Origin of the sequence: Pantoea sp. App145, assembly GCF_047947045.1 — a bacterium.
Taxonomy (GTDB): Bacteria; Pseudomonadota; Gammaproteobacteria; order Enterobacterales; family Enterobacteriaceae; genus Pantoea.
In genome coordinates, this window is record NZ_CP133293.1 from 196,244 (window position 1) to 208,036 (window position 11,793).

The 11,793-nt window shown below is 52.6% G+C and carries 9 protein-coding genes; all 9 read right to left on the reverse strand.

From position 1 onward, the window contains the following. Positions 1 to 5: 5 nt before the first annotated feature. Entirely contained in the window at positions 6 to 1,013 is a 1,008-nt protein-coding gene (locus RCF31_RS25800; protein WP_416414528.1) for an ABC transporter permease, read from the reverse strand. Continuing rightward, positions 994 to 2,586: a sugar ABC transporter ATP-binding protein gene (locus tag RCF31_RS25805; RefSeq protein WP_416414529.1), complete on the reverse strand. Its 1,593-nt coding sequence runs from the start codon at positions 2,584 to 2,586 to the stop codon at positions 994 to 996. Before RCF31_RS25805 ends, RCF31_RS25800 begins: the two co-directional genes overlap by 20 nt. Next, complete coding sequence (locus tag RCF31_RS25810) at positions 2,586 to 3,854, reverse strand: sugar ABC transporter substrate-binding protein (protein ID WP_416414531.1); 1,269 nt, start codon at positions 3,852 to 3,854, stop codon at positions 2,586 to 2,588. Before RCF31_RS25810 ends, RCF31_RS25805 begins: the two co-directional genes overlap by 1 nt. 243 nt (positions 3,855 to 4,097) lie before the next feature. Next, complete coding sequence (locus RCF31_RS25815; RefSeq protein ID WP_416414180.1) at positions 4,098 to 5,159, reverse strand: sigma-54 interaction domain-containing protein; 1,062 nt, start codon at positions 5,157 to 5,159, stop codon at positions 4,098 to 4,100. Positions 5,160 to 5,168: 9 nt separating this feature from the next. Then, positions 5,169 to 6,332 (reverse strand): acyl-CoA dehydrogenase family protein, encoded by a 1,164-nt coding sequence (locus tag RCF31_RS25820; RefSeq protein WP_416414181.1) that lies wholly within the window; start codon positions 6,330 to 6,332, stop codon positions 5,169 to 5,171. A gap of 192 nt (positions 6,333 to 6,524) precedes the next feature. Next, positions 6,525 to 7,880 (reverse strand): LLM class flavin-dependent oxidoreductase, encoded by a 1,356-nt coding sequence (locus tag RCF31_RS25825; RefSeq protein WP_416414182.1) that lies wholly within the window; start codon positions 7,878 to 7,880, stop codon positions 6,525 to 6,527. 14 nt (positions 7,881 to 7,894) lie between these two features. Then, positions 7,895 to 8,872, reverse strand: a complete 978-nt coding sequence (locus RCF31_RS25830) for an ABC transporter permease (RefSeq protein WP_416414183.1) — start codon at positions 8,870 to 8,872, stop codon at positions 7,895 to 7,897. Next, complete coding sequence (locus tag RCF31_RS25835; RefSeq protein ID WP_416414184.1) at positions 8,869 to 10,431, reverse strand: sugar ABC transporter ATP-binding protein; 1,563 nt, start codon at positions 10,429 to 10,431, stop codon at positions 8,869 to 8,871. The genes RCF31_RS25830 and RCF31_RS25835 overlap by 4 nt, the downstream gene beginning before the upstream one ends. Further along, complete coding sequence (locus tag RCF31_RS25840; RefSeq protein WP_416414185.1) at positions 10,428 to 11,771, reverse strand: sugar ABC transporter substrate-binding protein; 1,344 nt, start codon at positions 11,769 to 11,771, stop codon at positions 10,428 to 10,430. Before RCF31_RS25840 ends, RCF31_RS25835 begins: the two co-directional genes overlap by 4 nt. Between the last annotated feature and the right edge of the window lie 22 nt (positions 11,772 to 11,793).

An 11,793-nucleotide genomic window follows, 5' to 3' on the forward strand; every position in this document is an offset into this window, starting at 1 on the left:
TGTCCTTACTTAATGATGTTCTGCAAACTTTGGCGATCGATGGTGGTGAGCACCGCCAGCACGATTATGAAGCCCTTGACGATCTCTTGCGTGAACGGCGAAACCCCTGACACATTGAGACCATTGCTGAGGATGGTGATCATCGCAACACCGGAGAGGGTGCGTGCTGCCCCACCTACGCCGCCGCTTAACGCGGTTCCGCCCACCACAATCGCTGCCACGCTATCCAGTACGTAGCTTTCGCCAATGGAAGGAGTGGCAGAACCAAGGCGTGAGAGCAGGAAGAAACCACCGACCGCTGCCAGCGTGGCAGAGAGTACAAAGGCATAGGTTTTAAAGCGCCTAACCGGAATGCCGCTTAACAGCGCAATGCGTTCGCCCGCACCAATTGCGACGATGTAACGTCCAAAGCGAGTGTGAGACGTGCTGAAACTGAGCAACAGCCACAACACCAAGCCGAGCAATAGCACATTCGGCACATTCGGAATGAGCTGACCGTTCGCCAGTAAAGAGAAATCATCGTTATCCACCGACAACGCTGAACCGTTCAGCACATGCAACATGACACCAGTAAAAATCGAACCGGAAGCGAGCGTGGCGATAAAAGACGGTAAGCGCATTAAGGTCGAAAAACTGGCGTTGATCAGTCCAGCAACAACACCAGCCATCAGCGCCGCGAGGAAAGTTAAGCCAAAACTCAGACCAAACTGTTGCAGCAAGACTGCGCTGAGTGCTGATGAAAGTCCGGCTACGGCACCAACAGAAAGATCTATACCACCCATCAACACCACAAAAGTGGCACCTAATGAAAGCAACAACAAAGGACCCGCCTGAGCGCCCATCACCACCAGATTTAACGGCGAAATGAATGCCGGTTGGTTAATGCCAAACCACAACACCAGGACGATCAGTGCTGCTATCGGCAATACGATGGCGCGCTGCTCACGCCGCAGCAGGTTTTGCAGGCGCCAGCACGGCAGCGTTTCAACCGGTTTAAGCGAATCGATACTCATGAGTATCTCCTGAATCATAGTGGGTAGAAGATGGGCCAATCATTGCCGCAACCAGATGCTGTTCGCTGGCTTGATTGCTGTGGGCGGAAATATCCGTGACCAACCGGCCATCACGCATAATCAAAATGCGCTGACTCAAACTAAGTAACTCCGGCAAATCATCGCTGACAAAAAGAATGGTGGTGCCCGAGGCAGCCAACTGACGCAGCAACGCGTAGATATCGGCTTTGGCCCCGATGTCTACTCCCGCTGTCGGGTTTTCAATCAGTAGCAGGTCGGGTTGACGGTGGATCCAGCGCGCCAGTGAAACCTTCTGTTGGTTGCCACCGCTGAGCGATGCGACTTTTTGATCGGCGCGGGTTTTAATACGCAACTGATGGATCATCTCTTTGGTGATCAGTTGTTCATAGCGAGTACGCCATAGACCAAACCAGCGCGTAAAACCGCGAGGTGCGCGTTCCCCACTCGGCAGTGAGATGTTGCTGGCCACGCTTTCACTCAGAATTAATGCCTCATGCGGTCGATCGCCGGAGATAAAAACCACGCCTTGCCGAATACGTTGACGCAGATTGCCGCTTAATGACTGTTGCTTAAAGCGCACTTCACCGTTTTCCGCCGGTTCAATCCCCGCCAGAATGCGCAAAAGCTGCCCTTTACCCGAGCCGAGCAAGCCACCAATGCCAACAATCTCGCCCTGGTGTAGCGCAAAGGAAACATCATGCAATGCCCCACGCCGCGTGCCGCCGCGTAGCCTGCTGCCCGCAGAGAGCGCATTGAGAGTCAGAGTTTGCTGTGCTGCCGGAATCGGTACAGTTGCAACCGCATCAGTGATAGCCCGTCCCACCATCAGCTTATGAATGCGTTCCTCGCTGTAATCGCTGACTTTTCCTGTGCTCACCAGTTCGCCATCTTTCAGGATGATCACGCGATTGCACACCTCAAACACCTCTTGCAACCGGTGCGAGACAAACGCTACGCCTACGCCTTGCTTTCGCAAAGCAGACATTTGCTTGAGTAACCGCGCCACTTCAGCACGGCTCAAACCGGTTGTGGGTTCATCGAACAGCACAAATCCAGCAGGGAGATTAAGCACTTTGGGCAGCATCACCGCGCGCGCCACTTCCAGTGCCTGACGCGTGGCGAAGTCATAACTGAGCATCGCGGCTTTGACGTCCACCTCAAGCCCCATATGCGTAACGATGCGCAGCGCTTCTTTAACCATGACGCGCTTTTGCAGTACCCCAAAACGGCTGAACTGCTGCTCATGTCCCAGGAACAGACTTTCATACACGGGCAAATTGCCGATTAAGGCCGGGTCCTGAAAGATGCGCCAAATCCCGGTGAGATTGGCTTGCCGGTAGTTTTCCAGCGTCAGTGGTCGTCCATCCAACTGCACGCTGCCCTCCGTGGCGTGTAAGGTACCGGAAAGGATATTGAGCAGAGTCGATTTTCCGGCACCATTTTCGCCAAGAATCCCTACCACTTCACCGGATGCGATATGCAGATTGATGTTTGCCAGCACCCGATTCCGACCGTAGCTGTGGCCGATACGGTCAAGGCTGAGCTGCGCCATCAGACACTAATGCCTTTATAAGCAAAGTCATCCAACTTCAGGCGATAAGCCTGTTGATAGCGCTGGGTCACCTGCTCAAATTCGCCGGAGGCAATCGATGCGGCATAGGCTGCTGGCGGCTGCCAGCCAGCGGGTTTTGGCGTGCCGGATGAGGCGTAATAATCCTCAATATTGATCGGTACCAGAGGGGTTTGCGGATCCCAATTATCGCCGCTGATTACATGCGACAGCAGGTGCGGGTCAAACGGCAAATTAGGGTTATCGACAAAGCGTGCCATCACGCCATCAACATTTTCTTTGGTAACCAGCAAGCCAGCAAAACCGACAAATCTCTCCGGCACTGAAGGTTTATAGCCATTGAGAGCGTCAAACAGTCTGACCACCGCCTGAATACCATGGTAAGCCGGCGACTGGAACACAGTCGCGGTGACACGACCACTTTTCACCGCTCGCAGAATATCCGTTGCACCATCCACGCCCACGGTTAGCACATCGCTGCCCGGCTTCAGGTTGAGACTGCGCAATGCCGCCAGCACGCCCGTAAGTGAACCGTCGTTTTGCGCGATAATTACGTCAGGTTTGCCAAAGCGCGCCACCAGTTCTGCTGCGGCTTTTTGCCCGTCTTCGGCACTCCAGTTACCCGGCAGGTTACCGAGGATTTTGGCTTGCGGGAATTCAGAAAGCGCATGATAAACCGATGCACTGCGCAGATTATCAACAAATGCACCTTTTGGACCAGTTACGTGCAGCACCTTCAGCGCGGGACCGGATTTCTTCACCGCTTCGCCAAGGGTATATTTCACTGCCTGATAGAACCCAACATCCTCACGCGTGACAAATGCCTGCGCATAGCCATCGCCTGCATCCAACGGATGGCTCCATGGCAAATTGCTTCCAAAATTGACCAGGGCTCCTCCGTTAGAGGCTACAGCGCGCGCAATGTTCTTGTTGCCACTGCCATCAACGCTATTGGTGAGAATAAATTTTTGCCCGGCGGCAATCGCTGACTGCGCCTGCGTTAACGCCGTGGAATCGTCAAGGTTGAAGTTGGTAGAGGAATAGGGCAATCCAAGTACCTTCGCGGCGCGTCGTCCGGCATCATTCACAATGGTGTTCCATTCATTATTGAGCAGTAGCAGCTGATGCACCGGGGCAGTTAGCAGATTTTGCGCCAATACATTACGCGCTGTTAATAACTGACCACCTAATAAAGCCGCTCCGGCACTGAATTGTAGAAAATGACGACGTGACAAGGACAATGAATCCATTATGCTCTCCGGCAATGATTAAAAAGTGAGTTTACTGGTGTTGCTACTTCAATCTTAACTTCAGACTGAAAAAACAGTAATATCTGAATTAATGTTCCAATTGAAATATCGATATCAGTATTCTATTGCCTTCCAGGTAATAACCATTTTTTTATTTTTCATAAGAAATAGGGATATCCTCAACCTGATATCAGTCGATTTTAATAAGGAGGGCAGTTTCAATGTTATTATAAAATATCGTACTTAACGCGGAGTACGATGGTTAACAATTAACTCCCCAATACGGATGAGGTGTGACCGTGTTACATTACGCGTCAAACCCAGCAGGCTAGCCGTATGCACCTGATTGTATCCACAATGTTGATACGCCATTTTAATCAGCAGGTCTTCTACGAGTTGATGGATATTATCCACTCGCTCTTCAAACAAACTTTCTAACGCCTGCAACAACAGTGTTTCGCTGGTGATTTCTGACACATTACTGTTATCATCTGGTACCAACCTGGTATTATTTAAAGTGATATGCCACGCCTGAATTTCATTGCCATTACTAATCAGTAAGGCATGATGGATAACATTTTCCAACTCCCGGATATTACCCGGCCAGCTGTATTTGGAGAGTTTATGGATAGCATCATCACTTAATGTAGCTGATTGATAGCCCAGTCTGCTGCTGTACTCTTCGATAAAATGATGCGCCAACGGAATAATATCACCAGGTCTTTTCCGTAATGGCAGCAGTTGTAAACTCACAACATTCAGGCGATAAAAAAGGTCTTCGCGAAACCGTCCCTGAATAATCGCCTGTTCAAGTTGAATATTGGTGGCGGCTAATACTCGCACATTAATCGGAATCGATTTTCGTGAACCTAAACGCACCACTTCGCGTTCCTGTAGCACGCGTAAAATCTTCACCTGAATCGCCAATGGCAGATCGCCGATTTCATCAAGAAACAGCGTGCCACCATTCGCCTCTTCAAACCATCCCGCTCGCGCCGCAAGTGCGCCCGTGAAAGCCCCTTTCTCATGACCAAACAACTCTGCTTCAACCAATGTCTCGGCAAATGCGCCGCAGTTCACCGCAATAAAAGGGCCGTTACGGCGATGACTAAGATTGTGAACATGTCGCGCCACCAGCTCTTTACCGGTGCCGGTAGCGCCGTTAATTAAAATGCTGGCTTCACTCGGCGCAATACGTTGGATGTGCGCCAGTAATTCCAGCGAGAGCGGGTCTTCAAATACCTGCGCGCTAGCTCTTTTTCGCATTGGCACAGGCGCTACAGCGGGAAGCGTCAGCAGATTCATGGCTGCTCCTTATGAGTAATACGAAGGTTCAGGGATCCGATCGTTTAACGCCCATTGCCCCAATTCCTGAATGCGATAATCCAGTGGATCGTGCAACGTTTGCGTGCGCATGTTGCGCCAATGACGATCGAAACGCAGTGACGCATGCGTGGCTCGTGCGCCAGTGACATCAAACAGACGATTACAAATATCTAATCCGTGCTGTGTGGCCGCCACTTTAGCGGTGCCAACAGCTAGCGCAAGTTGCGCACGCTCTGCGGCATCCAGCTGTAACTCTTTGCGCCATGCTATATCGAGCTGCTGCGCTGCACGATCGACGAGCAACCGTACACTTTCCAGACCGACCCAAAACTCGCCGTAATGGTGCAAAACGTAATGGTCTTCCGTAGCCACGCGCACATCCGAACGCAGCCAGGGGCGTTTCTCGCGACGCGTGTAATCACGTGCTTCATTGAAAGCACCTTCGGCTATGCCGAGAAACATCGAGGCGAAGTGCAGTTGTGAAATGAGAGGACGCAGGCTGGCAAAAGCCGAGCTATTGGGTCCAGGCTCCAGTAACATTTCAGCGGGTTCAACACGCACGCGTTCAAAAGTGACATTGCCACTGTCGGTCTGACGTTGGCCGATATTGTCCCAATCATTGTGAATGGTGATCCCTGTGCGCCCGCTCGGAACCATCGCCATCACGAAACGGTTGTCCCGCTGAGTCTCAAATCCTGACGCGAGCAGAATTTCAGAATCTGCAGCACCCGAACTGAAACTTTTCTGCCCGGAGAATTCATACCAGCCGGGCTGCTGCTGCACCGTCATGCGCGCATCCAGCACATTTAACGCATTGCCCCAAAACCAGTTACGCGAGGCGGTTTGATCAAACCAAGGTTGCCACTGATCAGTGCGGGCAAACATCCGCACGGTGGCCAGTTGCAAATGATGGAAGCCAAACACATGAGCCAGCGAACTATCGACGCGGGCAAACAGTTGCGTGGTTGCCATAATCTCGCGCCAGCTACAGCCCAGCCCACCAAAATGTTGCGGAATCAACATGGCTAACAAACCACTGGCACGAATTGCATCGCGCTGCAGTTTCGGCGTGCCGCCTTGTTGATCGCGCTCAACCGCATCAATTTTAAAAAAATCAGCAAGTTGTTCAGCACGTTTCACCAGCGTGGCCATAATATCTCTCATTTTTCAGTGTTTGATACTCAACAGCAGTCGCTAGTCTGGCATTCAGCTCAAATGCACTAATGTTCAGCAGGCAACAGTGTTATAACCAATCTGTATGAATGGCCCAACCAACTAAAATCGCTAGTTATAGTTGAAGAATGGGATACGAAGGGCGGCCAGCTCGCTGTCTGACCGTTTATGTTAGTAAAAGGCGTGCCGCCATTTTCGCGCCGGATGATGCTCAGGCAAGGTGGGAGCTATGCCAAACATCTTTTCACGGAGCGTGCCGTCGCTATATTCGCGTTGCGCCAGACCGCGCTGTTGTAAAACCGGCAGAACATGATCGATAAACTCAATAAACGAGCCTGGCGTGGTTTCATACATCAGGTTGATGCCGTCAACACCGGCGGCCTGCCAGCGAGCCAACTCATCTGCAATCTGTTCAGGCGTACCGACAATGCGCGTGTTAAGGGCGTAAGCGCTGGCGAGATCAGCAATGGTGGGAGTACGGTCGAAGGCATCACTGAAATACTCAATAATTCCCTGCACCCCATCGATTTTGACTTCAGACAAGGGCTGATCCGGTGACATTACGCCAAGATCGACACCCAGGTCACGGCTGATGTGTGCCAGCAGACCATCGACACTGAGATATTCATCTAATGCGCGCGCTTTACGCTTGGCTTCCTCTTCCGTACTGCCGACCACAAACGACAAGCCTTGCATAAATTTCAGGTCGTGCGCATCGCGTCCACTTTGGCGTAGCTGTTCCCGCATGTTGCTGGTGAGCACGCGCGCACCTTCCGGATTACGGCAAACAATAAAGGTACCTTCGGCGTGGCGACTGGCAAAAGCGCGCCCCGCCCTGGACGATCCCGCCTGATAAAGCACCGGAGTACGCTGCGGTGAAGGCAGCGCCAGATGCGGTCCAGCGACGCGATAACGATCTCCCTGATGCTGGATACGATGAATATGCGTTGGATCGGCATAGCGATTGTTGCGTGCATCGTTAAGTAACGCCTCATCGTCCCAGGATCCTTCCCACAGTTTATAGACCACCTCCATGTACTCTTCAGCCCAGCGATAGCGCTCATCGTGAGCGGTAATGCCAGGCAAGCCAAAGTTTTGCGAGGCATTGTCGCTGACGCTGGTGACAATATTCCAGCCGACGCGACCTTTACTGAGATGGTCGAGCGTCGAGACGCGACGCGCGAAGTTAAATGGATGGTCTTGCAAAATTGAGCTGGTAAAGACCAGTCCAAGTTGGTGTGTGACCGCGACCAACGCGGTCGCGATGGTGGAAGCATCGTGAATTGGGATCTGCACCGCTTGTTCTATGTAGGTGTCGGCCGAGCCTTTATAGATGGCGTCGACGCCGAGCACATCGGCGAGAAACAGCGCATCGAAGTGTGCCGATTCCAGTCGTTTCGCCAGCTCAACCCATACATCAAGCTCATAAAAACGTGTCGCCTGCGTGGCCGGATTGCGCCAAAAACCGTGATAAATATGTGATACCGCTGCCATCGAGAAGGCGTTAATAATCAGTCGTTTTGCCATCGGTAATTTCCTCTCTATTTCACTACATTCTGGGCTGGCTGACGTCCGGTGAGAACAGCTGCGATTACCACCGCGCCCTTAATGACCATCTGCATAAACTCCGTCACACTCAGTAAATTCAGACCGTTATCCATCAGTGCGATAATCAGTACACCAACCAGGGTACGCTGCGGTCCGCCGTTACCACCCGCTAATGAGGTTCCACCAACCACAATCGCGGCCAGACTATTGAGCAGCAAATCGCTACCCAATGATGGCCCGGCAGCACCGAGACGTGCTACTGAGAGGATCCCTGCCAGACCGGCGAATACACCCGAGGCGCAGAAGGCATAAATCTTATAGCGCCTCACCGGAATGCCTGCGGTATGCGCCACGCGTTCGCCGCCGCCAATCAAATAGCTGTAGCGACCAAAGCGAGTACGATGAGCAACAAATACGCTGAGCAACCACGCCAGTAGTGCCCACAGTGCAATGTTGGGCACATGCGGAATCAACTGACCAATGGCGATAGACTCAAATTCCAGCGCTTGATACGCCACCGCACGGCCTTGAAGCAATGTCAAAGCCAGACCACTGAAGATCGATAATGACCCCAGTGTGACTACAAATGAGGGCACGCGACCAAAGGTGTAAACCACGCCATTCAGTACGCCTAGTACGCCACCAATCAACAGCGCTAGCGGTAGCGCGGAGTACATCAGCCCCATACTGTTCATCAGGGTCACGGTAGCCGCTGCAACCAGCAGCACCATCGCACCCACTGAAAGGTCTATACAACCCATCAAAATCACAAATGTCAGGCCAATACAGGCAATCAGCAACGCACTGGCCTGACCGGCAATCGCGCTGAAGTTGCGCACAGTGGCAAACGCATCGGTGTTTAGGCTAAAAAAAATCACCAGCGCGATAACCACCAACAGCGGCAGCGCCTGTTTCCAGGCGAAAGGAAGGGCACGCGTGTTGAGTAACGGTGATACGGTCTGCTGTGTCATAGTAGGTTCCGGTCAGAGTGGGAAACGGGGACGTTGAGCATCATGGCAACCAGCGTTTGTTCATCGGGTTTGTGATTGGCAGGTGCCGATATTTCACCGACCTGTTGCCCGTGTTGAAGGATGACTATACGGTGTGACAAACCAATCAACTCCAGCAGTTCATCACTCAGCAGCAAAATCGCAACGCCTTGCGCACTCAGTTGCCGTAGCTCGCGATAAATTTCCTCTTTGGCACCTGCATCAACACCACGTGTGGGATTATCGAGGATTAACACGCGCGGCTGGCGAAAAAGCCAACGCGCCAGCACCACTTTTTGTTGATTGCCACCGGAAAGCTGTGCGCAGAGCTTGTTCGGTGTTGCATTACGGATACGTAAGCGTTCAATAAAATCTGTTGCTACCTGGCTCTCTAGCCGCCGATACCAATAGCCATAACGATGGCTAAAACGATCTGCTCCACTGGACAGTGAAAGATTCCAACTGACGCTAAAGGGTGCAATCATACCTTCTTCCAACCGCTCGGCCGGAATGTAGCCCACGCCTTGTCGCACTAGCTTGCTAATGCGCGGTTTCTGGCTTGGCGCTCCTGCAAGCGAGACTTCTCCGCTTTCCGGCAACAGCACTCCAGCAACGCTTTTGGCCAACGCTTCCTTGCCGCTATTTAGCAAGCCACCTAAGCCAACAATTTCCCCCTGACGTATCTGCAAATTGATGTTGTGGTAACTTGCTGCTCTCGCGAGGTTTTGTACCGTAAAAGCCAGTGGCTGATCATCGACCGGATGTTGCAGATGTTGATAGTAGTGATCGGCTGCGCGCTCGCGCCCCACCATCCACTGTTGCAACTGTGTTGGGCTGGTGACCTGCGACTCGGTACATGCAACCCGCACTCCATCTTTAAGCACGTAAATAACATCGGAGAGTTTGATCACCTCCTGTAATCGATGGGATACCAACAGGAAGCTGGCACGCTGGCGCAGTTTTCCCACTAAATCCAGAAACCACTTTTCATCGGCCAGGTCGAGTGTTGCGGTAGGTTCATCCAGCAGGATCAGCGGGTGAGCAATATCATCAAGCAAGCCCGGAGCCAGACAAGCGCGTGCAATCTCGATGGTCTGGCGCTGAGAGAAGGAGAGCCGATCAACCGGTTGACGCACATCTAATTGCAATACCGCCTCATCCGCCAACTGCTGGGCTTTTAGCACCATGGCGCGGCGCTGTAAAAAGCCAGCACGATAAAAGTGGCGATCGCGACCCAGCAACAGGTTTTCATACACGGATAATCCGCTGACCAGAGCCTGCTCCTGAAATACTCTTGAGATGCCTGCGTCTTGTGCTTGTTGTAACGAACGGGGGGCATAACGGACGCCACGCAATGACATTTCGCCGCCGTCAGCGGGTGTGAGTCCAGAGAGAATATCGAACAGCGTGGTTTTACCCGCTCCGTTTTCACCCACCAGACTCACCACATTGTGTTGCGCCACCTCCAGAGATAAACCGTGCAGCACCGCATTATCACCGTAACGCTTTTTCACCCCCTGAATACACAACAAGCTACTCATACTTTGGCCTTGAAGGGCGAGGGACCAAAGAAGGGGATCTTGTAGTGAGCGCGATACTCCTCAATCACGCGTTGCCATTCGCCGTTGTTTTTGGCATCAAGGTAGGCTTGGGGATATTGCCAGTTGGCGGGTTTAGGCAGTCCAGCCCACTCAACATCTATATCCAGAGGCGTGATTTCGCCTTGCGGGTCCCATTCATTAGGGTGTGCGACTTTCGACATTAATTTGTAATCGAAAGGTGGAACGTCACCGTTATCGACATAGCGTTGTAGATACACATCGACGTTATCGCGAGTCATTGTGACTGAGTGCCAATTAAGCATGCGTTCCGAAGCGCGTGGCTGCCAGCCATTAAGCACATCATAGAGACGCGCAGTGAAAAATCCTGCCTGAAACGCCGGGCAGTTGGCGCTGGTTGCCAGCTGTTGACCGTTTTTAATAGCACGGGCGCCTTCAGTGGTACCATCTGCGCCAACCACCAACACATCTTCACCTGGTTTCAGGCCGTTGGCCCGCAAGGCAGCGATCACGCCCTGAGCAACATCATCATTTTGTGCCACCACACCCACCACATTCTTATGGCGTGACAGCAGATCCTGCGTGGCTTTTAATGAATCTTCGCGGTTAAATAGCCCTGGCAGTTGGTCGACCAGTTTGGTTTTCGGGAAAGCAGCAAAAGCAGCATCGCGTCCACGACTGCGCACCGAGTCAGTGGAGAAGCCAGGCACGCCAGTGACGCCAATAATATCGCCGCCGCCAAACTTCTCAGTGACCGCTTTGAGCAGCACTTCCGTCACGCTGCGATGGGCGCTGAACTCTTCAGGTACCGCATAGAGTGTGTAGTATTCACTGGCATCGAACGGCGTAAACCACGGTAACGTCGCCCAGACATTGGCAAAGTAAGCTTTGTTCTGCTGTGCTAGCTGCGCGATGCGCCGCACCGCGCTACCATCCGGCGCATGCAAAATCAATGCGTTGGCACCATCGGCAAATTGTTGTTCCGCCTGGTTCAGCTGACGCTGGCTGTCGATTTGCCCGTCAAGGTAGCTGTAGCCAAGGCCAAAAAGCTGCGAAGCCGCCTGAGTGGCGTGGCTGGCCTGCGCCATAAACTCTACCCGACTGGTCCACGCCAGATAGGCGAGTTTGCCCGATGGTGCAACGACGGCAACTGCTGGGCTACTCCACAAACTGGCCGTGGCAGCGGCAGCGGCGCCTGCGGTGGCTAAAGTGATAAATTCGCGGCGACTGATGCCATGTGTATCGAGGCGATCAAGGTGCGTATCAATAGCGCGTGGATTATTTAAGTTGAACAAGGTAGATCGCACGTGTTTAAACATCATATTTTCCTGATTGAAGCGGCAA